Origin of the sequence: Parasphingorhabdus flavimaris (assembly GCF_013371215.1) — a bacterium.
In the GTDB taxonomy this organism is placed as follows: domain Bacteria; phylum Pseudomonadota; class Alphaproteobacteria; order Sphingomonadales; family Sphingomonadaceae; genus Parasphingorhabdus; species Parasphingorhabdus flavimaris.
Genome location: NZ_JABWMH010000004.1, coordinates 123,533 through 149,947, shown reverse-complemented (window position 1 = coordinate 149,947; position 26,415 = coordinate 123,533). Strand labels below are relative to the sequence as shown.

The 26,415-nt window shown below is 60.0% G+C and carries 31 protein-coding genes; 18 read left to right on the top strand and 13 right to left on the bottom strand.

Going from position 1 to position 26,415, the window contains the following annotated elements:
- Position 1: 1 nt before the first annotated feature.
- From HUO14_RS13520 to HUO14_RS13475, 10 genes are all read left to right on the top strand, one after another.
- Positions 2-598: a Maf family protein gene (locus HUO14_RS13520; RefSeq protein ID WP_176280559.1), complete on the top strand. Its 597-nt coding sequence runs from the start codon at positions 2-4 to the stop codon at positions 596-598.
- Entirely contained in the window at positions 595-1,413 is an 819-nt protein-coding gene (aroE, locus tag HUO14_RS13515; RefSeq protein WP_176280365.1) for a shikimate dehydrogenase, read from the top strand. Before HUO14_RS13520 ends, aroE begins: the two co-directional genes overlap by 4 nt.
- Positions 1,410-2,018, top strand: coding sequence for a dephospho-CoA kinase (gene coaE / locus HUO14_RS13510; RefSeq protein WP_176280364.1), 609 nt, complete (start codon positions 1,410-1,412; stop codon positions 2,016-2,018). The genes aroE and coaE overlap by 4 nt, the downstream gene beginning before the upstream one ends.
- 27 nt (positions 2,019-2,045) lie before the next feature.
- Positions 2,046-2,741 (top strand): DNA polymerase III subunit epsilon, encoded by a 696-nt coding sequence (dnaQ, locus tag HUO14_RS13505; protein WP_176280363.1) that lies wholly within the window; start codon positions 2,046-2,048, stop codon positions 2,739-2,741.
- Positions 2,742-2,797: 56 nt separating this feature from the next.
- Positions 2,798-3,373 (top strand): ribosome hibernation-promoting factor, HPF/YfiA family, encoded by a 576-nt coding sequence (gene hpf / locus HUO14_RS13500; RefSeq protein WP_176280362.1) that lies wholly within the window; start codon positions 2,798-2,800, stop codon positions 3,371-3,373.
- 127 nt (positions 3,374-3,500) lie between these two features.
- A complete protein-coding gene (locus HUO14_RS13495; RefSeq protein WP_176280361.1) occupies positions 3,501-3,968 on the top strand; it encodes a PTS sugar transporter subunit IIA in 468 nt (155 codons plus the stop codon).
- A 7-nt stretch (positions 3,969-3,975) separates the two neighbouring features.
- Positions 3,976-4,455: a PaaI family thioesterase gene (locus HUO14_RS13490; protein WP_176280360.1), complete on the top strand. Its 480-nt coding sequence runs from the start codon at positions 3,976-3,978 to the stop codon at positions 4,453-4,455.
- Entirely contained in the window at positions 4,448-4,786 is a 339-nt protein-coding gene (locus HUO14_RS13485) for a DUF1491 family protein (RefSeq protein ID WP_176280359.1), read from the top strand. Before HUO14_RS13490 ends, HUO14_RS13485 begins: the two co-directional genes overlap by 8 nt.
- Positions 4,787-4,990: 204 nt before the next feature.
- The gene (locus HUO14_RS13480) at positions 4,991-5,698 is read left to right on the top strand and encodes a cell wall hydrolase (protein WP_176280358.1); all 708 of its coding nucleotides are present in this window, start codon (positions 4,991-4,993) and stop codon (positions 5,696-5,698) included.
- An 80-nt stretch (positions 5,699-5,778) separates the two neighbouring features.
- Entirely contained in the window at positions 5,779-6,294 is a 516-nt protein-coding gene (locus HUO14_RS13475; RefSeq protein WP_176280357.1) for an MmcB family DNA repair protein, read from the top strand.
- Between the two features lie 10 nt (positions 6,295-6,304).
- Here the strand turns inward: HUO14_RS13475 and HUO14_RS13470 are convergent, their stop codons facing one another.
- Positions 6,305-6,958: an ankyrin repeat domain-containing protein gene (locus HUO14_RS13470; protein ID WP_176280356.1), complete on the bottom strand. Its 654-nt coding sequence runs from the start codon at positions 6,956-6,958 to the stop codon at positions 6,305-6,307.
- A gap of 94 nt (positions 6,959-7,052) precedes the next feature.
- Between HUO14_RS13470 and HUO14_RS13465 the strand changes: the two genes are divergently transcribed.
- Genes HUO14_RS13465 through HUO14_RS13455 form a run of 3 tightly spaced genes read left to right on the top strand, consistent with a single transcriptional unit; the run spans position 7,053 to position 8,852 of the window.
- A complete protein-coding gene (locus tag HUO14_RS13465; RefSeq protein ID WP_176280355.1) occupies positions 7,053-7,685 on the top strand; it encodes an SCO family protein in 633 nt (210 codons plus the stop codon).
- Positions 7,673-8,119: a YcgN family cysteine cluster protein gene (locus HUO14_RS13460; RefSeq protein ID WP_176280354.1), complete on the top strand. Its 447-nt coding sequence runs from the start codon at positions 7,673-7,675 to the stop codon at positions 8,117-8,119. Before HUO14_RS13465 ends, HUO14_RS13460 begins: the two co-directional genes overlap by 13 nt.
- Complete coding sequence (locus HUO14_RS13455; RefSeq protein ID WP_176280353.1) at positions 8,106-8,852, top strand: M48 family metallopeptidase; 747 nt, start codon at positions 8,106-8,108, stop codon at positions 8,850-8,852. Before HUO14_RS13460 ends, HUO14_RS13455 begins: the two co-directional genes overlap by 14 nt.
- A 7-nt stretch (positions 8,853-8,859) precedes the next feature.
- Here the strand turns inward: HUO14_RS13455 and HUO14_RS13450 are convergent, their stop codons facing one another.
- Positions 8,860-10,974 (bottom strand): transglycosylase domain-containing protein, encoded by a 2,115-nt coding sequence (locus HUO14_RS13450; protein WP_176280352.1) that lies wholly within the window; start codon positions 10,972-10,974, stop codon positions 8,860-8,862.
- 89 nt (positions 10,975-11,063) lie between these two features.
- Positions 11,064-11,462 (bottom strand): peptide-methionine (R)-S-oxide reductase MsrB, encoded by a 399-nt coding sequence (gene msrB, locus HUO14_RS13445; RefSeq protein ID WP_176280351.1) that lies wholly within the window; start codon positions 11,460-11,462, stop codon positions 11,064-11,066.
- 153 nt (positions 11,463-11,615) lie between these two features.
- Here msrB and HUO14_RS13440 point away from each other — a divergent pair, with 153 nt between their 5' ends.
- Positions 11,616-12,122, top strand: coding sequence for a DUF4402 domain-containing protein (locus tag HUO14_RS13440; RefSeq protein ID WP_176280350.1), 507 nt, complete (start codon positions 11,616-11,618; stop codon positions 12,120-12,122).
- 1 nt (position 12,123) lies between these two features.
- Here the strand turns inward: HUO14_RS13440 and holA are convergent, their stop codons facing one another.
- From holA to HUO14_RS13420, 4 genes are read right to left on the bottom strand one after another with little or no spacing between them, the layout of a single operon-like run.
- Positions 12,124-13,152 (bottom strand): DNA polymerase III subunit delta, encoded by a 1,029-nt coding sequence (gene holA, locus HUO14_RS13435; RefSeq protein ID WP_176280349.1) that lies wholly within the window; start codon positions 13,150-13,152, stop codon positions 12,124-12,126.
- Positions 13,149-13,658 (bottom strand): LPS assembly lipoprotein LptE, encoded by a 510-nt coding sequence (lptE, locus tag HUO14_RS13430; protein WP_176280558.1) that lies wholly within the window; start codon positions 13,656-13,658, stop codon positions 13,149-13,151. Before lptE ends, holA begins: the two co-directional genes overlap by 4 nt.
- Positions 13,659-13,666: 8 nt before the next feature.
- Positions 13,667-16,195, bottom strand: a complete 2,529-nt coding sequence (gene leuS, locus HUO14_RS13425) for a leucine--tRNA ligase (RefSeq protein ID WP_176280348.1) — start codon at positions 16,193-16,195, stop codon at positions 13,667-13,669.
- Between the two features lie 27 nt (positions 16,196-16,222).
- Positions 16,223-16,672, bottom strand: a complete 450-nt coding sequence (locus tag HUO14_RS13420; protein WP_176280347.1) for a DUF3576 domain-containing protein — start codon at positions 16,670-16,672, stop codon at positions 16,223-16,225.
- A 413-nt stretch (positions 16,673-17,085) separates the two neighbouring features.
- On the opposite strand from HUO14_RS13420, the gene HUO14_RS13415 reads away from it, so the two are divergent.
- On the top strand, positions 17,086-17,766 hold the full coding sequence (locus HUO14_RS13415) for a hypothetical protein (RefSeq protein WP_176280346.1): 681 nt from the start codon (positions 17,086-17,088) through the stop codon (positions 17,764-17,766).
- Between the two features lie 6 nt (positions 17,767-17,772).
- On the opposite strand, the gene HUO14_RS13410 is transcribed toward HUO14_RS13415, so the two are convergent.
- Entirely contained in the window at positions 17,773-18,348 is a 576-nt protein-coding gene (locus HUO14_RS13410; protein ID WP_176280345.1) for a thiamine phosphate synthase, read from the bottom strand.
- Positions 18,349-18,383: 35 nt separating this feature from the next.
- On the opposite strand from HUO14_RS13410, the gene HUO14_RS13405 reads away from it, so the two are divergent.
- Entirely contained in the window at positions 18,384-19,073 is a 690-nt protein-coding gene (locus HUO14_RS13405; protein WP_176280344.1) for a YggS family pyridoxal phosphate-dependent enzyme, read from the top strand.
- On the opposite strand, the gene HUO14_RS13400 is transcribed toward HUO14_RS13405, so the two are convergent.
- Genes HUO14_RS13400 through pdeM form a run of 5 tightly spaced genes read right to left on the bottom strand, consistent with a single transcriptional unit; the run spans position 19,074 to position 24,746 of the window.
- Positions 19,074-20,912, bottom strand: coding sequence for a cation:proton antiporter (locus HUO14_RS13400; protein WP_176280343.1), 1,839 nt, complete (start codon positions 20,910-20,912; stop codon positions 19,074-19,076).
- Between the two features lie 57 nt (positions 20,913-20,969).
- Positions 20,970-22,235 carry an adenosylmethionine--8-amino-7-oxononanoate transaminase gene (locus HUO14_RS13395; RefSeq protein ID WP_176280342.1) on the bottom strand — a complete coding sequence of 422 codons (1,266 nt, stop codon included), beginning with the start codon at positions 22,233-22,235 and terminating at the stop codon, positions 20,970-20,972.
- On the bottom strand, positions 22,232-22,861 hold the full coding sequence (gene bioD / locus HUO14_RS13390; protein WP_176280341.1) for a dethiobiotin synthase: 630 nt from the start codon (positions 22,859-22,861) through the stop codon (positions 22,232-22,234). Before bioD ends, HUO14_RS13395 begins: the two co-directional genes overlap by 4 nt.
- The gene (locus HUO14_RS13385; protein ID WP_176280340.1) at positions 22,858-24,000 is read right to left on the bottom strand and encodes an 8-amino-7-oxononanoate synthase; all 1,143 of its coding nucleotides are present in this window, start codon (positions 23,998-24,000) and stop codon (positions 22,858-22,860) included. The genes bioD and HUO14_RS13385 overlap by 4 nt, the downstream gene beginning before the upstream one ends.
- Before the next feature lie 17 nt (positions 24,001-24,017).
- On the bottom strand, positions 24,018-24,746 hold the full coding sequence (gene pdeM, locus HUO14_RS13380; RefSeq protein WP_176280339.1) for a ligase-associated DNA damage response endonuclease PdeM: 729 nt from the start codon (positions 24,744-24,746) through the stop codon (positions 24,018-24,020).
- Positions 24,747-24,826: 80 nt separating this feature from the next.
- Between pdeM and trhO the strand changes: the two genes are divergently transcribed.
- Positions 24,827-25,765, top strand: a complete 939-nt coding sequence (trhO, locus tag HUO14_RS13375; protein ID WP_176280338.1) for an oxygen-dependent tRNA uridine(34) hydroxylase TrhO — start codon at positions 24,827-24,829, stop codon at positions 25,763-25,765.
- Positions 25,762-26,412, top strand: a complete 651-nt coding sequence (locus HUO14_RS13370) for a glutathione S-transferase (protein ID WP_176280337.1) — start codon at positions 25,762-25,764, stop codon at positions 26,410-26,412. Before trhO ends, HUO14_RS13370 begins: the two co-directional genes overlap by 4 nt.
- Positions 26,413-26,415 lie beyond the last annotated feature (3 nt).

Here is a 26,415-nt window from a genome sequence, read left to right as displayed (position 1 = left end):
TATGCCCGTGATACTGGCGTCGAGGAGCCAGGCGCGGCTGGCGATGCTGACCGCCGCCGGCGTTGCGGTCGAGGCGATTGCGCCCAATGTCGACGAGGAATCGCTCAAGGACGGGCTGAAAAGCGAGGGCATAACCGCCCGCAATCTTGCCGACGCGCTGGCCGAGGCAAAAGCGGTCCGGCTGTCGCGGCGTGCGGGAACCGCTCTGGTGCTGGGTGCGGACCAGGTTCTCGCGCTGGAAGACGGAACGATGCTCGACAAGCCGGTCGATCCCGCAGACGCGATCGCGCATCTCAAGCTGCTGTCCGGCAGGAAACATAAATTGTTCAGCGCCGCGGTGATCGCCGAAGAAGGGCGTCCGGTGTGGCGTCATGTTGATATCGCGACGCTCTCGGTCCGGAACCTGAGTGACTCTTTCATCGCGCAATATGTCGAGACGGAATGGGACAATATCCGCCACTGTGTCGGCTGTTACGAGATTGAGGGCCGCGGTGCCCAATTGTTCTCCGCGATCAGCGGCAGCCAGTTCACGATCATGGGATTGCCGCTTCTCCACCTGCTGGACTATCTTCGCATAAGAGGAATTTTGACGTCATGACCACCAATATCCCCTATGCCGAAGTGATCGGTGATCCGATCGCGCAGAGCAAATCCCCGCTGATTCACAAATTCTGGCTCGAACGGCTGGCGATCGAGGCCGATTATCGGGCCCATCATGTCCTTCCCGCCGATTTGACCGGCTATATTGCGCAGCGCAGCGCAGACCCGTCCTGGCGCGGCTGCAATGTGACCCTGCCGCACAAACTGGCGATCATGGATCTGGTGAGCGATCCCGGCGGCGTGCGCGACAAAATCGGCGCGATGAACACCATCGTGCGACAGGAGGACGGCAGTCTGATCGGCACAAACACCGATGCCGCCGGTTTCATGGCCCCGATTGCCGACAGCGACTGGTCGGGCAAACATGCGGTTGTGATTGGAGCGGGGGGTGCCGCGCGGGCGGTGCTGTTCGCCCTGAAACAGGTCGGCATTGGCGAAATAACCTTTGTCGCGCGCAGCGGATTGAAGGCGACCGGCCTGCTGATGCAGGCATCGGTGAAAGGCGGCGTCCTGCCGATGGATGCGCGCCTGCCGGAGGCCGATATATTGATCAACGCCAGCCCGCTCGGGATGACCGGCAAGCCGCCGCTGGAACTCGATCTCGATCCCCTGCCCGCCGATGCCCTGGTCTACGATCTTGTCTATGCCCCGCTTGAAACCGATCTTCTGCGCGCGGCGAAAAAGCGTGATCTGGCGGTGGTCGATGGTCTCGATATGCTGATCGGTCAGGCGGCTCTGGCCTTCGAGCTGTTTTTCGGCGCCACGCCCCCGATGGAAGATGATGAACAGCTCCGGAAGCTGTTGACCGCATGACCGTCCGCGACCGACCCTATATTATCGGCCTGACCGGCTCGATCGGGATGGGCAAGTCCACGGTGGCGCAAATGTTTGCCGATGAAAATGTGCCCCTGTTCGACGCCGATGCCGCGGTGCACCAGTTGCAGGGACCCGGCGGCGCTCTGGTCGACGCTATCGAATCGATGTTCCCGGGATGCACGAATAGCGAAGGCGTCGACCGGCAGAAACTGGGAGCCGCGGTGCTCGGTGATCCGGCGGCCCTGAAGCGGCTGGAACAGTTGATTCATCCGGCGGTCGGGGAAATGCGGCTGGCCTTTCTGCAGGACAACAGGGACCAGCCGATGGTCCTGTTCGACATTCCCTTGCTGTTCGAGAAATCCGGCGCGGACGGCATCGATCATATTGTCGTGGTTTCCGCCAGCGCGGAGGACCAGCGCGCCAGGGTTCTGGCCCGTCCGGGTATGACCGAAGAGCGGTTTGAACAGATAAAGTCGCTGCAAATGCCGGATGCGGAAAAGCGCAAACGGGCCGATTCCGTGATCGATACATCGCTGCCGCTGGCAGAAACACGACAGCAGGTTCAGAAACTTGTTCAAAAACTGAAAGCATCCCTTGCGTAACCCAGAGTTCGGTCCGATATTGAGCTTATGCGAGAGATAATTTTCGACACCGAAACCACCGGATTTGATCCACAAACTGGAGACCGGATGGTGGAAATCGGCTGCATCGAAATGATCGACCGGATCGAAACCGGCAACAGCTTCCACTGCTATTATAATCCCGAGCGACCGATGCCCAAGGCGGCCGAGAATGTGCACGGGCTCTCCGACATATTCCTGTCCGACAAGAAACTGTTCGCACAAGGTGCGGAAGAGCTTCTGGCTTTTCTCGGCGATTCAAATCTGGTCGCGCATAATGCCCAGTTCGATTTCAATTTTCTCAACGCCGAACTGGTCCTGTGCGGTTATAAACCGATATCGCGGTTTCGCATGATAGACACGCTGGCAATCGCCAAATCGAAACATCCCGGTGCCAAATTGTCGCTTGATGCCCTGTGCTCGCGCTACGGCATCGACCGCAGCCACCGGGTGAAGCACGGAGCGTTGCTCGACGCGGAATTGCTGACCCAGCTTTATATCGAATTGACCGGCGGGCGGCAGATCGGCCTGGGGCTGGCCGAAGACAGTGGCGGAGGCGATTCCGCCAATATGAAACCGATAGTTCAGCAGGTGCCGCGCAGACCCTTTATGGCGGTTCGCGAACATCATGCATCGGCGGATGAACTGGCGCGGCACAAGAAATTCATCGAGGGCATTGAAAGCCCCTTGTGGACAAAGGTTTGACGGATTTAGACGTACCGACAATCGTGTAACGGTACCAAATGAAGAGGAGAATTAATATGGAAGTTCGTGTTTCGGGACACCAGGTTGATACTGGCGATGCTCTGCAAACCCACGCCGAAGATCGGATGCACGCGATCGCCCAGAAATATTTTCCCAAGGCACTTTCAGCCAATGTAACGGTGAGCAAGGCACCGCATTCGCAGTTTAAATGCGATATCGTCAATCATGTCATGCAGGGCCTGATGCTCAAGGCCGATGCCGAGGCCGGTGATGCCCACCAGGCTTTTGAAAAAGCCGCGGACAAGGTTGAAAAGCAGCTGCGCCGCTATATGCGTCGACTCAACGACCATCATGTTCAGGCGCAATATGCGGCGAAACAGGAAGAAGCCGCCTACCGGGTGTTTGAATCGTCGGACGACGACGAGGAAGAAAGCGAGGTCAATGGCGACTCCCCCCCGATCATCGCCGAAACCAGCACCGACATCCCGGTCACCAGCGTTTCCACCGCGGTGATGATGATGGATTTGCGCAACACCGGCGCGCTGATGTTCAAAAACTCTGGCACTGGTGCCCATAATATGGTCTATCGCCGCGGAGACGGCACCATTGGTTGGGTCGAACCGCACAGCTGATAGGGCCGCATTTCCGTTAAGGGGCCGGCAATGGTGGTTCTGCCAGTCGGCCCGAAGCGCTCCGGCGTACAGATTTCGAGATATTTCTCGATCTGGCGGATTATCGCCGGGACAAAAGGAAAATATGATGACTATCTTGTCCGTTCGATTGGATATCACTGCCGTCAGGGATTGTCCCGGCGCCGGCAGCAAGGACGAAATTCTGCGCATGATCGGCGAGATCGGGCAGGAATGCTACCGGCTCGATGCCAAAACCATCGAAACGGGGCTGATCGCTCGCGAAGCCTTGGGATCTACCGGATTTGGCAGGGAAATCGCCCTGCCGCACACCAAATTGGCCAATCTCGACGGTTGCACCGGTATCTTCCTCCGGCTCGCCGAACCGGTTGCCTTCGATTCCCACGATGGCAAGCCGGTCGATCTGATCTATGCCCTGTTGTCGCCGGAAAAGGCGGGAGTCGAACATCTGCAGGCTCTGGCCGAGATTTCCCGGTTCCTGCGGGACGACAATATGGTGGCCAAGTTGCGGGGCGCATCGGGTCAGGACGCCCTCTATGCCTTGCTGAGCAAACAACGCAATCAGCAGGCTGCCTGAGCGGACCATGGCAGACGAATCCGACAAGATCGCGGACACAGGCGGCGCCCAAGGGCATTTCCGGGCTCTGGAACGGCTCTATGCGGAAGCGCCCATCAACCAGCTGTTCGATTCCCGTCTCGAAATTGGCGAAGCCGGTACCGCAAGAATCTTCTTCGATGTCGACGAACGCTATTATCACGCAGCCGGGGCCGTCCACGGCACCGCCTATTTCAAGATGCTCGACGATGCGGCCTTCTATGCCGCCAACAGTCTGGTCTCCGACCGTTTCATCCTGACCACCGCCTTCAACCTGCTGTTCACCAAGCCGCTCAAATCCGGTCCGGTGATCGCGGAAGGCCGCTGGGTGAGCGGCAAGCGGCGGGTATTTGTCGCCGATGCGCGGCTGGTCGACAGCGAGGGCGAGGAAATAGCGCGTGGCACCGGAACGTTCATGCGCTCGCATATCCCTCTGGCATCGCTGCCGGGCTACAAGACGGATGATTGAGCCGCGGCTTTCCGCAGAGATGAAGGTCCAGTCCCTGCTCAGACTGGTCAGTCAAAATGGTGGCTTTGGCGCCGTGCTGAAAAAGGGTGACCGGATATCCGGTGCCATTCTCATCCAATGCCTCGAAAAGGGCGAAAACCCTAAGCTGCTGGAGAATATGCCGTCGCTGGACGGCCTGCCCAACTGGCAGCAAATCTGGCCTCAAGCTACTGATAACAATAAAGAATTGTACGAATATATCAGCCAGAGATTTCGCTTTGACCCCGATATGTGGTTAATTGAACTGGATATCCCGGATGCGGAACGGCTCATCGCCCAAATGGGTCAGTAAACTTGACTTTATTTCCCAAAACCATAATTGGCGCTCAACTTTGATGCGCAGGTTGCTGCTGACTTGGTCGTGAATGACAGGCAGAAAACACGCAGACGGGGGGAACAGAAACAGACCTACGCCGTGATTTTCGGGTCTGTTTTTGGCGGTTTTGACGGGAATGTCACGATTCGCTCTGGTCTCACCGCATAATAACATAGGTTTATGAGCAAAATTTTTCGTGCTGCAAGCGCCCTGTCGCTTGCCATTACTACGGTTGTGGCCTTGTCGGTTACCGATGTCTCCTTCGCTTTGGAAGCATCTGACGAGACGCCCGAAACCGAGATTTTTGTCGATCCGGCCCTGCTGGAAGAGGACGAATCAGATCAAACGATCATATTTGGCGAGCAACAGGAAGTTGTCGCTGAAATTCCCCAGGATGTTATCGAATCAGACAAGATCGCCAATGAAGACACGGATCGTGGCTTTGGCGCTGACGTCGATTTTGTAAATTATGATGCCCTGACCCTGCGTGAACTGGTGCGCCAGCAATCGGTCGACGGTTCGCTCGATGCCGAAATGCAGTGCCTTGCCGGAACCGTCTATTTTGAATCCAAGGGCGAATCGCTGCAAGGCCAGCTGGCTGTTGCCCGCGTCGTTCTTGCCCGTGTCGCATCTTCGCGCTTTCCCGACAGCATTTGCGGCGTTGTCTATCAGCGCAGCCAGTTTTCCTTCGTGCGCGGCGGCAAGATGCCTCGCATACACACCGGGCGCCAGAGCTGGCGCAATGCGGTAGCAATCGCCAAGATTGCGGTAAACGACGGCTGGGAAAGCTCGGTCGAGGGCGCGTTGTTCTTTCACGCCCGTTATGTTTCGCCCGGCTGGCGGCTCAAGCGTCTGGCAACGATCGATAATCACGTCTTTTATCAATAGACCTTGCGAGAATATCGAATTTGTAGAGGCTCCCTCACGGGGGCCTTTATTTTGTTCTTTTTATGTTCTAGCTAACGGACATGACGACAACCGAAGATTCATCCGATCTGCTGAGCGGCCATGACGCACTGACCGGCGCGCAGGCCGTCGCGCGCGGCGTCGCCCGGATGTTTCTGCGGCACGATATTCTGGTGTTGCCGGAAGTCAGTCTGCGGAACAAACGCCGGGCCGATCTGATGGGGATTGATGCCAAGGGCCAGATCGTCATCGTCGAGATCAAGGTCGCGCGCAGTGATCTGCTCGGCGACGGAAAATGGATGGAATATCTCGACTATTGCGACCGGTTCTACTGGGCCTTGCCAATCGGGTTTGACGCTTCCCCGGTCGATGGTGCCGATTTCCTGCCCGAACGCACCGGTCTGATCATCGCCGATGCCTATGATGCGGAAATGGTCCGTCCGGCCGCAACCAATGCGCTCGCTCCGGCGCGGCGCAAGACCGAGACCATGCGCCTGGCCCGCCGTGCGATGCGCCGTGCCGCGGTCTCTGACGGCTGGATCAGTCCCGACTCGGCGCTGCACCAGTTCGGCGGCTAGGGATCAGATATCAGCCTTCCGGGCCAAAGAACCGGCCCTCGGCCTCGGGTTTCTTGTCGGCGTCCGCCTTTTCAATCTCTGCCAGAATCCCGGCGGTCCGGCGGTCCTGCCTGGCGTAGTCGCGCGCCGATTTTCCGGCCAGCGTATCGGTCCGGTCCGGATCGGCGCCGTTGGCCAGAAGCAGACGGACCAGTTCCGCATCGCGCAGCTGAACCGCTCGAATAAGGGCGGTCTCGCCTTGCTTGTTGGTGTCATTCACCCTGGCCTTCTTGGCCAACAGGGTCCTCACCCCGTCCACAAACCGCAGCTGGGTCGCCAGAAGCAGAGGGGTCATGCCCTCTTTGTCCGCCAAATTGGGATTGGCCCCCTTTTGCAGCAGAAAGCCGAGCCAGATATTGTCGCGTCGTTCGACCACGATATGCAGGGCGGTCTCGCCGGTCGAGATGTCGCGCGTATTGACGATCACCGAACCCGGCTGGCTGAGATATTTGGTCGCTTCCTCGCCGTCCCGGTCTTTGACCGCCTTGAGGAAATTATAACTGTCGGAAAATTGTGCCGAAGCAGGGGCGGATAGTGACATGGCTGCGGCGCCGAGCACCGCGAAACGCAGGGCCAGCACGAGTTTACCGGCCCAAAGCGTGGCTGAAAGATGGTTGTTGAACATTATTGGCCCCATTTTTTCGTCGAAGAGTCTCTGCGTCGATCCGCTGCAAACCCTGTCTATCAATTATCTGTTGAAATTGATCAACTAGCAGACCATGTCTGGCCGGGTAATGAACAATATCAAAAATATCGCGAAAATGATCCTCGGCGCAGGGTTACTGGCCATCCTGGCAGCCTGCAACCCGACCGCCGGCGGGGGCGGATCCGAAAACATGGAACCACCGCTTGCCGGTGCCAGGATCGGCGGTCCCTTCACGCTGACCAACCAGGATGGTGGCAAAACCTCGGACACGCAGTTCAAGGGCCAATATCGGATCGTCTATTTCGGATACAGCTATTGTCCGGACGTCTGTCCCGTGGATCTTGCCAATATCATGCTCGGTCTCAAGCAGGCTGAAAAAGAAAATCCGGAATTGGTGAGCAAAATCCAGCCGATTTTCATATCGGTCGATCCCGGACGCGATACGCCGGCTGTGCTGAAACAATATGTTTCCGCCTTTCACCCGCGACTCATCGGCCTCACCGGTACCCCGGAGGAAGTCGCGGAAGTCGCCGAAAAATATCTGATCATCTACGACGTCCGCAATGATGAAGGTGCGACCGAATATCTCGTCGATCATAGCCGTCAGGCCTATTTGTTCGGACCGGACGGAGAGCCACTGGCGCTATTGCCTTTTGACGGAACGCCGCAGGATGTTGCTGCGGAAATTGCCCGATGGGTGCGCTAGACTCCGAGCAACCCTTCTGGGAACTACCGCTTGAATCGCTGGATCGCGGACAGTGGGAGGCCTTGTGCGACGGCTGCGGCAAATGCTGCCTGCTGAAAGCGGAGGACGAGGATGACGGTCAGATTTACATGACCAACATCGCCTGCAAATTGCTTGATCTGCAGAGCGCCCAGTGCAGTGATTATCGCCACCGCAAATTCCGCGTTCCCGATTGCGTCCGGCTGACCCGCACCAAGCTGGAAGAATTTGACTGGTTGCCGGACAGCTGCGCCTACAAGATGCGCGCCAGAGACCTGCCGCTGCCAGCATGGCATTATCTCGTCTCCGGTGACCGTGAATCGATCCACAGGGCGGGCCAGTCGATCCGTGGCAAGGTCATTCCGGAATCGAAAGCCGGACCGCTAGAACAACATATTCTCGATGCTCAGCTTTAGCAAAGCCCGTTCCGAGGCGCAGGAAATTTTCCTGGATGGCAAAAGCTATCCGCTCCAGATCCGGCGATCAAAGCAGGCCCGTTCGATCATCGTTTCGGCAGATACGGTCAAGCGGGTCGTCTGCCTGACCATGCCGGTCTATGCGTCGGAAGATCAGGCTCTGCGATTTGCCCGGTCGAAATCCGGCTGGCTGAACGCCCGCTTTGCCGAAGCCGTCCCCCCGGTCCCGGTCGAGCATGGCAGCCAGATCGCGTTTCTGGGCGAGCCGCATATCATTCGCTGGTCTCCGGATTTTGCCAGAGCGCCCCTGCTCGGGGAAGGCGAAATCCGGCTTGGCGGTCCGCAGGAACATGTCGAAACCCGAATCCTGCGCTGGCTGAAGGCCCAGGCGCGAACCGTCTATGCCGACGACCTCGCCTTTTATTGCGAGCGGGCTGGCACTGATTTGCCCAAATTGGCGGTTGGCGATGCGCGCCGACGCTGGGGCAGCTGTTCCGGTCGCAAGTCGATCCGGCTGAGCTGGCGGCTGGTCATGGCTCCGCCCCACGTCCGCCGGTCGGTTGTGGCGCACGAGGTGGCGCATCTCACCCACATGGACCACAGTCCCCGTTTCTATGCGTTGCTCGACCGGATTTTTGAATCGGACCGGCGCGTCGCCGACCGCTGGCTCAAACAACATGGCCGTGGCCTGCATATGGTCGGAGTGGAGCAACCAGCCCCGCTGGCCGACTGACCGCTTATTATTGGCCTTCCGGACGGAGCGTTTCGGGGAGCAGGGATTCCGGCTGATTCTGGGGCGGCAACGGTCTGGGCTTTCTGACGGGAGCCGGCTCCGGTCTGCGCGGAGCAGGATCTGCGCCGCGGCCGAGCACTGAATCGATCCATTCCTGGTCCAGACGAGGATTGTCGGCGGCCTCGCCACCTTCCAGATCAAATTCTATCCCGCGACCGGTCTCGATCGGCATGCCGTTTTCATCGACATAAATACCGTCTTCCGGCTCGCCAAACAATTCATCCTCGTCCGGCTCCAACTGCCATTCCGGCAGGACCAGCTCGGTATCAAATTGTTCGACCTTGCGCTTGGCCACGGCCGTTTTCATGAATTGCGCGAACGCCGAGGCCGGAGCCCGGCCACCCTGCAGGCCACCGACCGGTTTTGCGTCATCGCGCCCCATCCATACGCCGGTGGTCAGGCCGCTGGAGAAGCCCAGGAACCAGCCATCCTTGTTGCTGCTGGTGGTCCCGGTCTTGCCCGCAACCGGCCTGCCGATCTGCGCCGCCCGCCCGGTGCCGGTGTTGACCGCCGTCTGCATCAGGTCGGTGATCCCCGCCGCGACCCACGGGTCGACCAGCACGCGGCTGCCGTCAAATTTGCTCTGGTAGAGAACATCGCCCTTCATCGTCTGCACCTTGGTGATGCCGAACGGCGTGATCGCGACCCCTTTGGCGCTGATCGAGGCAAAGGCACGGGTCATGTCGAGCAATCGAACATCGGAGGTGCCGAGCACCATCGACGGATTGGTATCGATCGGCGTGGTGATGCCGAAGCGGCGCGCCATATTGGCGATCGTCGAGGTACCGATGTCATTGCCAATCGCCGCCGCGACGGTATTTTTCGAAAAGGCAAAGGCGGTCCGGACGTCAATATCACCGGCATAGCGGTTACCGCTGTTACGCGGCGTCCAGTTGCCGATCGTGATCGGCGCATCGGTTACCGTATCGTCGGGCGAATAGCCTGCCTCCAGCGCCGCCATATAGACGAACACCTTCCAGGCGGAGCCGGGCTGACGCACCGCCTGGGTGGCGCGGTTATAGTTGGATGTCACATAATCGGTGCCGCCCACCATGGCGCGAACCGCACCATCACGGTCGATCGCGACCAGCGCGCCCTGGGCACCCGCCGGTACCCGCGACTGGATAGCGGTCGCCGCCGCGCGTTGCATATCGAGATCCAGAGTGGTCCAGACTTCGATCGGCTCGACCGCTTCGTCGATCAGCAATTCGAGTTGTGGCAGCGCCCAGTCGGTAAAATAGCGGACGCTGTTTTGCCGTGGTTCCGGTGCCAGCTTGACCGAAGCCGGCTGGGCTTCCGCGGCCTCGGTTGCGGTTATGGCACCGGCGTCCTGCATCACTTCCAGCACCACGGTTGCCCGCCCGATTGCCGCTTTCGCGTCGGCGGTCGGCGAATAACGCGACGGGGCCTTGACCAGTCCGGCGATGATGGCCGCCTCGGCGAGGCTGAGATCTCTGGCGCCATGGGCGAAGAACCGGCGCGAAGCGGCATCGATGCCATAGGCCCCGCCGCCATAATAGACCTTGTTGAGATAGAGCTCGAGAATCTGCTCCTTGGAAAATTTCCGTTCTATGGCCAGCGCGAGCAGGATTTCCCGCCCTTTTCGGCCAAAGGTCCGGTTGTTGTTGAGAAATATATTGCGCGCCAGCTGCTGGGTGATCGTGGAGCCGCCCTGGGCCCAGTGGCCGCGCTGCATCCTGACCTGGATGGACCGCGCGATACCGATAGGATCAACACCGGGATGGTTTTCGTAGCGCCGGTCCTCGACCGAGACCATCGCGGCCTTCATGACCTCCGGAATATCCGGATATTGCAGCCACTCGCCATAGCTCGGGCCCATCGAGAACAGCTCCTTGCCGTTCACGTCGAGCACCCGGATCATCTGGCCATTGGGCGAGGATTTCAGATCCTCGAAGCCGGGAAGGGAAGAGCGGACAACGAGCACCGCCACCACCAGGGAAATAGTCGCCAGAAGTCCTGCAATCAGGCCGGTTTTGACCAGCCGCCAGAACCATTTGCGCGCTGGCCCCTGCTCTGATTTGCGTTTTTTGCCACGCGCCATATTGATCTGCCCACTATACGCTGAATATAAGTTTTTCTAGCGTGTCGCCGCCTTACTGCAGGCTGAACGCGGGGAAATACAGCAAAAAATCAGTCTTCCTTCGGTTCAAAAGCCATCGCCGCGCTGTTCATGCAATAGCGGAGGCCGGTTTCGGTCGGACCGTCGGGGAAAACATGGCCGAGATGGCCGTCGCAAGTGGCGCAGCGGACCTCGACCCGGCGCATGCCGAGGCTATTGTCCTCGATCTCGGTGACCGCGTCGCTATCGGCAGGGATCGAGAAACTCGGCCAGCCGCAACCGCTGTCAAACTTGCTTTCCGATTCAAACAATTTGCTGCCGCAGCCGGCGCAGAAAAATTCACCGTCGCGATATTCGGCGTTCAGCGATCCGGTAAATGGCCGCTCGGTGCCGGCTTCGCGCAGCACGTGATATTGTTCAGGCGATAGCCGTTGTCGCCATTGTTCGTCGCTCAAATTTGTTTTTTCCATGCCGTGTAAATGGGGCCTCGATCGCAGACGGTCAATAGGGCTGGCGCGGAAGCTCACAGCGAATCGGGGCTCCGCTTAACCGGATATTCACCATATCCCGCCAAAATATCTTCTATGACCATGGTAGGAAATCGCTGGCTGGCAGGAGCAATCATGACCGCATATCTGGCATTCCTGCCGGATATGGCGCAAGCGCAATGCCGCCTGTGCGCGGATAGCCCGATGTCGGACAGTCTCTCCCAAACGGCGGCCGGCAAGCAGGAAATCCCGTTGCAGATCGAGATTACCGCCAATCTGGATTTTTCGCGCATGGCGCTGATCGGCGGCGGTGGCGGTATGGTCAGTATTGATCCGATGTCCGGTGCCAGGCAGATGAGCGGCAGCATCGCCAATCTCGGTGGTATGTCGCTCCACGGCGAAGGACGGCTGACCGGAGAACCGGGCCGGAACGTGCGGGTGTCCCTGCCGGAAAGAATATTGCTGAGCGCGCCCAATGGTTCGACGGCGGAGCTCGAGAAGCTGGAAACCAACCTGCCGGCCATGGCAAGGCTTGATCCGGCCGGACGGCTGGTCTTTACCTTTGGCGGACAGTTGCGGCTGCGCGGCGATGCCAATGGCCAGTTTCGCGGGCGGATCGCGATCACCGCCGACTACGAATGAGCTAGCGGCTTCTCGCTGCCTTCCGCGCGATCAGCAGCAATTCTTCCTCGAGCAACACCTGGTCCGGCTGACCGCTGCTTTTCAGCGTGATCTCGAGCTGCAGAATCCGCTCTATCAGTCGGGCGATATGGGCAGAGGACCAGATTCTCAGCTGCCGCTTGAAATGCTTCTGTTCCTTGAAAAAGACGCTGGGATGGCCGGCGACCGAATCGACATTGGCGCCATTGTCGACCTTGGACCGCAGCTCTGCCAGCTTGGTGAGATGGCGGAGCATGATCCTGATCAGGCCGATCTCGCTAATGCCCTGCGCGCGCGAGGCGGCAATCTCGCGCGCCAGCCGCGGCCCGTCGCCATTGAGCGCGGCGTGGATCAACAGGCCGATATCCTCTTCGTCATTTTCGGCACCGAGCAAGGCGAGAACGTCGGATTCCGGTGTTTGCGGGTTGTCGGGCGTGGCGTCGAGATAGAGGGCGATTTTTTCCACCTCCAGCCGCGCCAGCACCAGATCGTTGCTGGTCAGCGCGGCCATTTCCTGCGCCATTTCCCGGCTCAGCTTCACGCCTTCCGTTTTTGCCATGGTCACGATCGCCGCTGCCGCCTGTTCCGGTGTGGTCTCATAGCAGGTCGCGATCAACGCATCCGGCGCGGCGATGATTGATTTCGCCAGGGCGGTCTTGTCACCCATGCCGGGGGCGATGACAAAGACCGGATCGCCGCCCGACCCGCTTGCCAGCAAGGTTTCGATCGCATTCGTCGCCCGGACCGCTTCGCCGCTGTTCAGCCGCAGCACGATATAGCGCTTGTCCCCGAACAGCGAGGCGGAATTGGCCTCGTCATTGAGGCGCGCAGCGCTTTCGGTGACGTCGGCGATGGTCATGTCGACCCGCTCTGCGGACTGGGCCAATGGTTTGACCAGTTCGTCGACCAGCGCCTGACAGCGGGTGACGTTGGGACCGCATAAAAGGACCAGACGGCATGGATTGGCGGCAGAATGAAAGCGCCTGACAATCTCTTCCGGCTTGACCTTCATGGTTGCGGTTGCGCGTTGGCCTCGGTCCGGGCGAATAGGGAAAGCCGGGTTACAATCTGGTTGGCGACGCGGGTCGCCAGATTTTCCAGCGCGGTATCTTCCGCAGCAAGGGTCGCATATTCGGACGATACGACGTCGATCCCGGCATCCGAACCCGCGGTTGCGTCCAGCACGACGACCGAATCGGCGAGACGGACCAGCTGATAGCGGGCGCGCAAGGTTCTGCGCTCGCGGGTGATCCGGTCATCGCTGCGCACACCAAATCCGGCAATCTTGTCGTCCAGTACGATCATCAGCCGGTATTTTGCTTCCTGGCCCTCAAACGCTTCGAGCTGATCCTTGAGCGCGTTGCGGGTCAACCATCCCGCTTTGCCGGCGATCGGCTCGATTTCGACATGGCCGAGCTGCTGCGCGACGACACCGCTGGTGCCGCCGGAGTAGAGCGGCCGCAGGTTGCACCCGGCCAGCATCGCCGACAATGTCACCAACAGGGTGATCCGGGCCATCACAGCCGTCATATTACGATATTGACCAGTCGGTCGGGCACGACAATCACCTTCTTAACTTCCGCTCCGTCGAGACTACGCTGCACCTTCTCGGATGCCAGAGCAAGTTCTTCAAGCTGCTCTTTGCTGCTGCCTTTTGCAACGGTAATTGTATCGCGCAGCTTGCCGCGGACCTGGATCGCGATGGTCACTTCATCCTCGACCAGCAGACTTTCGTCGACCTCCGGCCAGGGCGCATCGGCGACCAGCCCGGTTTCGCCGAACAATGCCCAGGCCTCTTCGGCGATATGCGGAACCATCGGAGCGACGATCCGGGCGAGCGACTTGATCGCTGTCGTCCGGTCTGCAGAAGGCTGCGATTTCTCGATCAGATTGACCAGTTCGAAAATCTTCGCGACCGCCTTGTTGAACGACAATGCTTCGACGTCGCCGGCGACTCCGGCCACGGTCTGGTGCAGCTTGCGGCGGAGCGCCTTGTCTTCGCCCTCATCGCTGCTGTCAGCAACCGCGATGAACAGACGCCAGAGCCGCTGGACAAAGCGCCAGCTGCCCTCGATGCCCGCTTCCGACCAGGGCAGGTCGCGCTCGGGCGGGCTGTCGGACAGCATGAAGAAACGCACCGCGTCGGCGCCATATTGTTCGATGATCGGATCGGGGTCGACGACATTTTTCTTCGACTTCGACATTTTCTCGACCCGGCCGGTGGTGACCGGCGACCCGTCCGAAATCACAGCCCAGTCGGCGCCGTTTTTCTCGACCTCGTCGGGCGACAGCCAGCTGCCGTCGCCATGTTTGTATGTCTCGTGCGTCACCATCCCCTGGGTGAACAGGCTCTCGAACGGTTCCGCGAAATCCAGCTTGCCGATGCTCGCCAGCGCCCGCGTCCAGAAACGCGCATAAAGCAGATGCAGGATCGCATGTTCGACGCCGCCGATATATTGCGTCACCGGCAGCCACTGCTTGACCACTTCAGGATCAAAGGGCCGGTCGTCCGGCTGGCTGGCAAAGCGCAGGAAATACCAGCTGCTGTCGACAAATGTGTCGAGCGTATCGGTCTCGCGCCGCGCCGCCTTGCCGCATTTCGGGCAATCAATATGTTTCCAGGTCGCGTGGCGCTCGAGCGGATTGCCCGGCGTTTCGAAATCGATATCCTCCGGCAGGACGACCGGAAGCTGATCCTTGGGGACCGGCACCGGACCGCAATCATCGCAATGGATGATCGGAATCGGCGTGCCCCAGTAACGTTGCCGCGAAACACCCCAGTCGCGCAGCCGCCAGGTGGTCTGGGCCTTGCCCCAGCCTTCCGATTGCGCGCGATCGATCACCGTCTGCTGCGCCGCTTCGACGGTCATGCCGTCAAGGAATGCGCTGTTCACAATCTTGCCGGGACCGGTATAGGCTTCATTGCCGACATATTCCGCAGCGGTTTCCTCGCCATCGGACACGACGCGCTTGACCGGCAGGCCATATTTGCGGGCAAAATCGAGATCGCGCTGGTCATGCGCCGGTACGCCGAAAACCGCGCCGGTGCCATAATCCATCAGCACGAAATTGGCGACATAGACCGGCAACTGCCAGTCGGGATCCAGCGGGTGGGTGACGGTCAGGCCGGTGTCAAAGCCCTTTTTCTCCATCGTCTCGAGCTCGGCAGCGGTGGTCCCGCCCGCCTTGCATTGCTCGGCGAAGGCGGCGAGCGCCTCGTTCTGGCCGGCCAGTTTCTGGGTCAGCGGATGGTCCGCAGCCAAAGCCACGAAACTCGCACCGAAAATCGTGTCCGGCCGCGTCGAGAAGACCTCGACGCTGGCGATATCGCCCTGCGCTTCGGCCAGAGCGAAATGAAATTGCAGCCCCTGCGACTTGCCGATCCAGTTTTCCTGCATCAGCCGCACTTTTTCCGGCCAGCCTTTCAACTCGTCCAGTCCAGCGAGCAAATCTTCGGCAAAATCGGTGATCTTCAGGAACCACTGGCTGAGCTTGCGCTTTTCAACCTGCGCACCGGAACGCCAGCCCTTGCCGTCGATCACCTGTTCGTTGGCGAGCACGGTCATGTCGACCGGATCCCAGTTGACCGCCGATTCCTTGCGATAGACCAGACCGCCCTCGAACAGGTCGATGAACAGCGCCTGTTCCTGGCCATAATATTCCGGATCGCAAGTCGCCAGTTCGCGGCTCCAGTCAAAGGCAAAGCCCAGAGTCTTCAGCTGACTGCGCATCGAGGCGATATTGGCTCTCGTCCACTCGCCGGGATGGACCTTCTTTTCCATCGCCGCATTTTCCGCCGGCATGCCGAAGGCGTCCCAGCCCATCGGGTGGAGCACTTCATAGCCCTGCATGCGCCGGAAACGGGCGAGCACATCGCCCATCGTATAGTTGCGGACATGGCCCATGTGGATGCGGCCCGACGGATAGGGAAACATCTCGAGCACGTAGCTGCGCGGCTTGCTGCTGGCGTCATCCGCCTCGAAAGTGCCGGCGGTCGCCCAGCGCTCTTGCCAGCGTTTGTCCGCCGCCAGTGGATTGAATCGCTGATCGGTCATTGCGGCCCCATGATGCGGGAGGAAAGTTTAGTTGGAAATCACACCGCGTCGCAAATCGCGCGCCTTGGTCAGAATGATCTGTTCCAGCTTCTGCGTCGTTGCCGCCTTCACCGGAGCATCGACCCAGGTGCCGTTCTGGGCGATCTGGCGCGACGCAGCAACCCGCAGCGCATCGGCGCGCAAATCGCGGTCGAGAATCGAAACATTGATCTTCATCCGCTCGCCCGGATTCTGCGGATTGACATACCAGTCGGTCAGGATGACGCCGCCATTGCTGTCGGTCTGGGTCAGCGGCATGAACGACAGGGCATCAAGCGATGCGCGCCACAAATAGCTGTTCACGCCAATCGTGGTGACCTGCGATGCGGCGAGATCGGCCTTGGGCCGCTCTTTTCCGCCACAGCCGGACAGCAGGGACAGAGCCAGCAGGCCAGCGGTTACAGAAGGCAGTAAACGGGTTGATTTGAGGCGGGACATGAAGCGCTCCTGATTGCATTTTGCGCCGATACGAAATCTTTTTGCAGGATTTGTCCCGGACGCGAATATATTTCAGCGCTCTCTATAAATGCTTTGCCGCAGGGGGCAAGCACAAGCGCATGTTTTGCTCTTGTGCATCGGGGACTGAACGCCAGTTGAATGGCGGTAAAATCATCTCAGGTTCATCATGGCTCGGCTATTGTGCCTTAAGATTGTCCGGACAGAAGCGTTACCGATCTGCAACAGAAAGCCGACGCTTGGGTAAAATCGGACAAATGCAATAACTTGACTCGTGCAGGGTGTCGGAATTTGCTATAGCCATTGTCTATCAAAGGGGAATAAGTGTCGTCATGACGAAAAAGGGCAGTCATTTGGGTTGGTTAGCGACGGGAATCGCTATCTCTGGCCTTGCCATGACCCCTGCTCTGGCGCGCGTGCTTTCCGGCGACGACGATATGGTATCCCTCAAGACACTGGGATCGGTCGGTTCTTTCACCGTGGCCGGTGCCGACCCTGATCTGGCCGCCAAATATGAACTCAATTTCCTGCGCGGAAATGCGAGCTTCAAATTCACGCCGACGGGCGGCACGATTGATGGCGAACGGTCTGTCACCGTAGTGGTTCGGCAGAAGTCGAGCACCAACGCTGTTTCCATCCGTGAAAATATTCTCGCCGCTGCACCCGGATCGGGTATCACCAGCGCCGCGAAAATTGCTCCTGTTTCCTATAGCCTGGGTTCTGCGAAGGGCCTGAAGAGCTTCGCCATTCCGGTCAAGAAGCTGGCCGGTAACGTGCCCGACCTGTCGGAAATTGGTGCAGCACCTGTGCTGGGCGAGGAAAATAGCGGCAAGAAGAGCCGTTTCAACACGCGCATGTCGATTGACGCCTCGGCGCCGATCAACGCTGCGCCCCGCGCTCTGGATGCCAGCCAGAAAGATTATACGCTTGATGTCGGCGGCAGCTACTCGCTGACCCGTAATCTGGACGTGACCGCCGGTGTCCGGATCAACAACGAGCGTGACCGCATGGCACCGCTGACCGACAATCGTCAGGATAGCCAGGCCGTCTATGTCGGAACCCAGTTCCGCTTCTAAACCCTGTCAGCTTAAAGCATCGATTGCCGCCCAGCCATGGGACGAGCTATTTTTGCGCGCCCGGTAGCGGCGCTGATTCATCCCGCCGAGAAATATGACCACACCGTTGCACAAGGCCGCAAGCCTCCGGACTTGCGCCGGATTGAGCGGGCGCTGGCCGGGGTGCGATCTTGTCGCAAAGACGGGTGAAAGAAAATATATCGCGGCACCGGCGCGGTTCGCCTGATGGATTTCCTGCGCATTATGGACCGGCGCGCTGTGCAGCAGCCCGCGGTTCAGCGCGCGGCGGGAATGCCGGCCATGAACGCCATCGGCGCGCCAGCGTCTGGCCAGCGCCGGTGATCCGGCGAGAAACACCATATGCCCGCGCCGCCGGGCAGTCTTCCTGACCGATTCAAACCGCTGACGCCGCGATTGTTCGTCGAGATGATAGTGGCGAAAGATTATCCCGCTCCCGCGCGGCAATCGCAAGATCGTCCGGTCCAGATCGCGGTCGTTGCGCTTGTCGGTGAACAGCCATATTTGCGGTAACGCGAAACCCGCCGGCTCAGGCAAAACGGTGGAGGGCTGGTCTCGCAACATAAGCGTGCCTATAGACGCATGCTTGGCGAAAGAGAATGACAGTGACAGGTAAGAAATTGGAAAACCCCCCGCTCGACGAGATTGGCCGCAAGATCGAGAAATCTGCGAAGATTGCGGGCCGCAAGGCCGATGAAGTCGCGCTTGTCGCGGTGTCGAAAACCCGCAGCAGCGACGAGATCCGTCCGCTTCTCGAATCGGGTCATCGCGTTTTCGGCGAGAACCGGGTTCAGGAAGCCGCGGAGAAGTGGCCGGCCTTGAAAGCGGAATATCCCGACGTCGAGTTGCACATGATCGGCCAGTTGCAATCCAACAAGGCGGCAGAAGCCGTGGCGCTGTTCGACTATATCCACTCGGTCGACCGCATGTCGCTGGTCAAGGCGCTGGGTAAGGAAATGGACCGTCAGGACCGCCACCCACCTTGCTTCCTGCAGGTCAATATCGGTGAAGAGTCGCAAAAGGGCGGCTGCGATATCGCTGCGGTTCCCCAGATGCTGCAGCAGTTGCGCGACGCCGGCATCAAGGTCGCCGGTCTGATGGCGGTACCGCCAGAGGGCACCAATGCGATGCCCTATTTTGCTCTGCTGGCCAAACTCGCTCGCGACAACGGTCTGGACGGACTCAGCATGGGAATGTCCGGAGATTTCGAAAAGGCGATCAAGCTCGGCGCGACCCATATCCGCGTTGGCACGGCCCTGTTCGGACCCCGGGAAACAAACCAGACCTGATCAGCTTTCGCCGTTTTTCTCGCTCTCCTTGGCGGCGCGGTCTGCCTTGCGCTCTTCCGGTGTGTCCGGGGCAACATAGCTGATGACGACATCGCCATCCTCGATTACCGGCCGGGCATCGGTCGCGAAAAACAGCAGTCGCCGGTCCGGCTTGAAAACAGCCAGCGGTTCCTCGTCGGTTTCGAGATTCTTGCGGTAATCCTCGACGGTGAATTTCTCGGTGATATTGGTCTTGCTGAATCGCCAGCCGGCCAGGTCACGGTCGAGCAAAGTGCCGAAATCGGTGCCGGATTCGAACAATAGCCGGCCATGGCCGACGCGGCTCTTGCTCTGTCCGTCATTGGCCAGCCGGCTGATCTGTTCATAGCCCATTTCCGGACCCAGATCGGCGGTGATCAGCTGGTTCTGGCTGTCATTGTCGGTGGCGGCGATGAGATGCTGGAATTCGCCCATATCGATATTGTCATTATGCGCCTCGTCGAGCACATCGCCGTGGCGGACGGCGAGACCTTCGCTGCGCGCCCGGCGCAGGGCGAATTTGCTATTGTCGGTCACCAACACTTCAATATCGAGCGATTTCAGCATCTTGCCGAGAGAAATCGACCAGCGATTGGCACCGGCAATCAATATGCCCTCGCCCTTGCCTTCCGAAATCCCCAGCCGCTCGGCTACCCATGAAGCAGAAAAGCCATGGGCAAAAATCGTCGCGATGACGACCGCAAAGCTGAGCGGGACCAGCGCCTCGGCGCCGGGAAATCCGTAGTCGACGAGGCGAATGGCGAACAGGCCGGTGATCGCGACCGCGACGATACCGCGCGGCGCGATCCAGGCGATAAACAGTCGCTCGCGCCACGGCACCGAACTGAACAGCAGCGCGACCAGCACTGAAATCGGCCGGACAACGAACAAAAGCAGGATCAGGAAAATGACAAATTGCGGCCGGAACTGCTGGACCGTTTCCCAGTCGAGCGTGGCGGACAAAATGATGAACACGCCGGAGATGAGCAAGACTGCCAAATCTTCCTTGAACCGGTAGAGCGCCTGGCTCGAGTAGATCTGCCGGTTGGCCATCACGATACCCATCACGGTGACCGTGATCAGCCCGGTTTCATGTTTGATCAGATCGGCGATGACAAAACCGAAGATGACGGTGACCAGCAGGAACGGGGCCTTGAGATATTCCGGAACTTTGCCTCGTGGAAATAGCCAGGTAAGAGCAAAGCCAAGCCCCGCACCGATCAGTCCGGCGATGAAGCTGGCGGCCAGCACATCCATGCTGATGACCGCGATATTGGCGTCCGGGCCTTCGTAGGTGATATAGGCGTAGATGCCGACGGCAAGCAGAGCGCCGATCGGATCGTTGACGATCCCTTCCCATTTCAGGATGTTGCGCACCCGGGACGGGACCCGCAAAGTCCGGAGCATCGGACCGATCACGGTGGGACCGGTAACGATCATGATACCGCCAAGCAGCGCCGATATTTCCCAGGACAGACCCGCGCCATAATGGGCCGCAGCGGTGCCCAGCACCCAGGCAATCGGTCCGGCGACGAACACCATCGCGGTAACCGCACCGCCCGCTTGCCGCAGCTCGCGGAAGTTCAGGCTCAGCCCGCCCTCGAACAGGATCACGGCAACCGCCAGCTTGATGATCGGTTCCTGCAAGGCCCCGAAATCGCGTTCGGGATCGATGATCCCCAATATCGGTCCGGCGATGATGCCGACAATCAGCATCAGCGCAATAGCCGGACGACCCGTCCGCCAGGCTATCCACTGGGCGCCGATACCGAGCAGGCCGATCAGCGCGATCTTGACCATGAGTGAATCTACTATTTCCATGATCTATCCTTGGCGGGTTTTTCCGGCTTATGCAAAAAACTTTGCTGAGCCGCAGGCTCAGCGATTACCGAAATGGTCGACAGCTTGTTCAATAACGCCATAAACCGAATTCAGATCCTCGCCGTCGATGCAATATGGAGGCATGATGTAAACCGTATTGCCCAATGGCCGAAGTAAAATGTTGCGATCCCGGAAAAACCGCAGGAGTTCCGGTCCCAGGCTGGACATATAGCCACCTGCACCATCGTCGAATTCAAACGCCAGGATGGTGCCGCACTGGCGCAATCCGCTGACGGCAGACCTGTCCGCCAGGCGGTCCGAGAACGCGCGATGCGAAGCGATGATCGCATCGATCCGTTGCTGGACCGGCTCGTCGCGCCAGATCGCCAGATTGGCATTGGCGGCCGCGCAGGCGATCGGATTGGCGGTAAAGCTGCTCGAGTGGAAGAACATCTGCGCGCGGTCTTGCGAATAATGCGCCTGATAAATCGCGTCCGTGGCAGCGGTAACCGCCAGCGGGATGATGCCGCCGGTCAGCCCCTTGGCCATGCACATTATATCCGGTTCGACGCTCGCCTGTTCGCAGGCAAAGACGGTGCCGGTGCGGCCCCATCCGGTCATCACTTCATCGGCGATGAACAGGACATCATGTTTGCGGCAGATATCCGCCATCTGCTTCAAGATGAAGCTACTATATATTTTCATGCCTCCCGCGCCGAGGACCAGCGGCTCGACGATCAGCGCGGCCGGCCGATGATCCTTGTCGCTGCAATAGGCTTCGAGCTGGTCCAGCGCTCGCTGCTCGGCTCCGGCTTCCGGAAAGGCGATTGTGCCGACGTCGAACAACAGCGGCGCATAAGCCTGGTTGAACACGCCACGCGCACCGACCGACATCGCGCCGATCGTGTCGCCATGATAGCTATGCTCCATCACCAGGATCTTCTGGCGAGCCTCGCCGCGATTATGCCAATAGCCGAGCGCCATTTTCAGCGCGACCTCGACCGCCGTCGAGCCGCTGTCGGAAAAGAAAATATGCTGGAGGGAATCGGGCAGGAATTCCGAGAGCCCGTCGGCCAGCTTGCGGGCCGGTTCATGCGTCCACCCGGCAAAGATCATCTGGTCAAGCCGGGCGCTCTGCTCCTGGATCGCGCCGACGATAGCGGGATGGCAATGACCATGGGTCTGCACCCACCAGCTCGATATCGCGTCGATGATCCGGGTGCCGTCCGCCCGGTAAAGCGCCGCGCCCTCGGCCCGGGCGATCTCCGGAATCGGTTCACCGAGGCCGTGCTGGGTGAACGGGTGCCAGATATTGATGCTCATATTGCAAAATCCGCCAGATTGAAGTGGGAGTCAAAGGCTGTCTTGACGTCATCCGGCTCAAGCCTGTCGATCCACGGCAGACGCCCGAGATGGCGGACATTGCCGATCCGGCAGATGGTCTGCTCGCTGTCGACATTCTCCGGGCCGGTAAAGGCCACGCCGTGGACCGGCACGCCGCGCCGGCCTAGCGCCTCGATCGTCAACAGGCTGTGGTTGATCGTTCCCAATCTGGTCGAAGCGACAATGATCACCGGCAGGCCCCAATCGGCGAACAGGTCGGCGAACAGCAGCTCCGGATTGACCGGCACCAGCGCGCCGCCGGCGCCCTCGATGACCAGCGGGCCGTCGACGTCGGGAATGACGAAATCATCGCGCGCAATTGCAACGCCTTCCTCTGCCGCCGAAAAATGCGGCGAAGCGGGAATCGTCAGCCGGTGGCGCTCGGGCAATATCCTGCCAGGATCGACGCCGCCGATCCGCGCCACGGCCTGGCTGTCGGTTTCGTCCGCCAGCCCGGCCTGCACCGGCTTCCAGTAATATCCGCCCAAAGCCGCGGTGAGCGCGGCGGCAAAGACGGTCTTGCCGATATCGGTGTCGGTACCGGTGATGACAAATGTCCCGCTCATGCGGCTTTCTCCATGGCCAGTGCGTCGTGCAATGCGGTCGCAAGGCTCCTGATATCGGCCTCGGTGACGTTGAGAGTCAGCGAAATGCGCAACCGCGCGGTTCCGGCTGGCACGGTCGGCGGGCGAATGGCGCGGACGTCAAACCCCTGGCGCTGCAACCTTGCCGCCACATCCACCGCGACCCGGTCTTCGCCGATTATGACGGGAAAAATCTGGCTGTCCTGATGGTCTCCCAGCGAAAGCCCTGCGAAACAGTCCCGCGCCAGCGCGATATGGCTTGCCAGACCGGCCTGCAGGGAAGGGTTGTCCGCGACATGCGCGATCGCGTGATGCGCCAGATGCGCGGTCAACGGGCTCGGCGCGGTCGAGAAAATGAATGGCCGCGCGCGGTTGATAAAAAATTCGCGCAGGATCGTCGCCATGGTCAGCAAGCCGCCTTCGCCGCCGAGGGCCTTGCCAAAGGTGCGCAAAATGATGACATTCTCGCGATGACCCAGATCTCCAGACAGGCCAATGCCCCCTTTTCCGTAGACTCCGACCGCATGGGCCTCGTCGATCACCAGGATGGCGTCATGAATGTCGGCGGTCCGCGCCAGCTCGGCCAAGGGCGCGCGGTCGCCGTCCATGCTGTAGAGGCTCTCCGCCGCGATCCAGGCGGTTCCTCTGCCGCCCGCCGCCCGCCACGCCCGGATTTCCCGCTCGACCGCGTCGCAATCATTGTGGCGGAACGACCGGTATTCGGCCCGTCCCAGTTTCATGCCGTCATGAACGCTGGCGTGGACATATTCGTCATACAGCACCAGATCGCCGGTCTGCGGCAGGGTCGCGAACAGGGCGACATTGGCAGCAAAGCCGGAACCGAAGAACAGGCTGGATTCCGCGCCATAATGGCTTGCGGCGAAGCTTTCGAGCGCTTCATGTTCGGGATGATTGCCGCCCAGCAGCCGCGACCCGCCCGATCCGTGCGCGATGCCATCGGCGATCGCATTTTGCGCAACCTGCCTGAGATAGGGGCTGCGCGACAGGCCGAGATAATCGTTGGACGAGAAATCCCGGCCCGCCGGCACCGACAATCGCCGCTTGCGGCCTGCTGTTTCCAGCGCGTCCAGTTGCGCGCGATAAGGTGCGAATCGATCCATGTCCGCGCCGTTAGCAGTCAGCGGTCGGTGGTGGCCAGAGGCAATGCGAGCTGCGGTTGATCGATCCTTTCGATGCCGATGTCCCGAAACGGCAGCGGGAATCGCACCGGCTGCTGCTTGAGACCGATAATCGCCTCGGCCGGACCGCCGACGCAGGCCTCGATCACCGCATCCTGTGCCGCCATGCCGCCAGTCAGTGCACCGAAAGCGGGCATGATCAGATGATGGCGGCCTCTGACGAAGCAGCGTCGCGAAACATGGCGGCCGCGCACGGCAACGCGATATTTGGGGTGATAATGGCCCGATATCTCGGGCAATAGGCTGTCGGCGCTGGCCTCGTGGCGGAGCGCGAGCCCCTCGCCGGTCCATTCGTCAACCACCTGCCCGCCCCACGTGCCCGCTACGTCACGGTCGTGATTGCCGGTGATCCAGACCCACTCCAGCGCGCCGGTCATCGTCACCAGCCGCCTCGCCGCCTCCGGTTCGAGCCGCGCCTCGCCTTCGCCATCATGATAATTGTCGCCGAGGCAGAAAACCGTGGTCGCCCCGGTTTCGTCCACCAGTTCCGCCAGTTCGGCCAGCGTTGCCTGGCTGTCATAAGGCGGCAGCATCTGCCCCTGACGCGCATAAAAGCTCGCTTTTTCGAGATGGAGGTCGGCCACCAGCAGCGCATTTCTGGCCGGCCAGTAGAGCGCCGCAGGCGCGACGATATCAAAGCGGTGATTGGCGAACAGAAGGGGAACCATGGCTCGCTATGCGATGAACACGCAGATGATGCAAGTCGCCGGGTTGGAATTTCCTGCCCGTCCGCCCTATATGCGCTCCCATGACCGAATCTCCAACTCCTGTAAAAGTCGCCGCGCTCTATCATTTTGCCGTGGTCGACGATCCTGCTGCGCTGCGCATGCAGGTCCTCCCGCTCTGCGAAGACCATGGCCTGAAAGGCACGATATTGCTGGCCGGGGAGGGAATGAACGGCACGATTGCCGGTGCGCCCGACGCGATATACGCGGTGATCGACGGCTTGCGCTCGCTGCCCCGCTTTGCCGATCTCGAGGTCAAATATTCCGAAGCCAGCACGATGCCCTTCCTGCGGATGAAGGTGCGGCTGAAGAAGGAAATCGTCTCGATGGGCGTCGAGGGCGTCGATGCCGCAACCGAAAAGGGCGCTTATGTCGAGCCGACCGACTGGAACGACCTGATCGCCGATCCCGACACGATCGTGATCGACACGCGCAACGCCTATGAGGTGGCGATCGGCAGCTTTGACGGCGCGATCAATCCGAACACCGAAAGCTTCCGCGACTTTCCTGCCTGGTTCGACGATTTTTCGGAGAAATTGCGACAGGATTCGCAGAAGGCTCCGAAGATCGCCATGTTCTGCACCGGCGGCATCCGCTGTGAAAAGGCGACCGCCTATGTGAAGGCGCAGGGCTTCAAAGATGTCCAGCATCTCAAGGGCGGAATCCTCAAATATCTCGAACATGTCCCCGAAACCGAAAGCCTGTGGCAGGGCGACTGTTTCCTGTTCGACCAGAGGGTCGCCGTCGGTCACGGATTGCGCGAAGCCGATTATGGCCAATGCTATGCCTGCCGGATGCCGCTCAACGCTGCTGACCGCGCATCACCGGACTATATTCCCGGCGAAGCCTGTCCGCATTGCATCGACCAGAGGAGCGACGAACAGCGCGCCCGCTACCGCGAACGCCAGCGTCAGGTCGAAAAAGCCGCCGCAGCCGGCCGGCAGCATCTCGGGACCGAATGACCGACCTGCCGGTCCTCTACAGCTTCCGGCGCTGCCCTTATGCGATGCGCGCGCGGATGGCGTTGCTGGTCAGCGCCACTCCGGTCCGCCTGCGAGAAGTCGTGCTGCGCAACAAACCGGAAGAAATGATCGCCGCATCGCCCAAGGCCACGGTTCCGGTGCTCGTGCTGCCGGATGGACAGGTGGTCGATGAAAGTCTCGCGATCATGCACTGGGCGCTGGCTCGTAATGACCCGCAAGGCTGGTTGCAGGGCAGCGCGACCGAATCCGAACTGATCGCACAGGCCGATGGCCCGTTCAAACAGGCGCTCGACCGCTATAAATATCCCACGCGCTATGAAAATGTCGACCCGCTCGACCATCGTGCTGCCGGACTGGCCTTTCTCGAAAAGCTGGACGGCCTGATCCAGCCACCCGGCCAGCTAATGGGCGCGAAGCCCACGCTGGCCGACCACGCCATCTTCCCCTTCGTCCGCCAGTTCGCCAACAATGACCGCGACTGGTTCGACCAATTGCCTCTGTCAGCGCTGCAGAAATGGCTAGGCGAGCATCTCGCCTCGCCGCTGTTCGCCACGACGATGGTCAAATATCCGCAGTGGGTGAGTGGAGATGTCGAGCCGGTTTTTGCTTTGCAAGTGGCGACTTAGCGC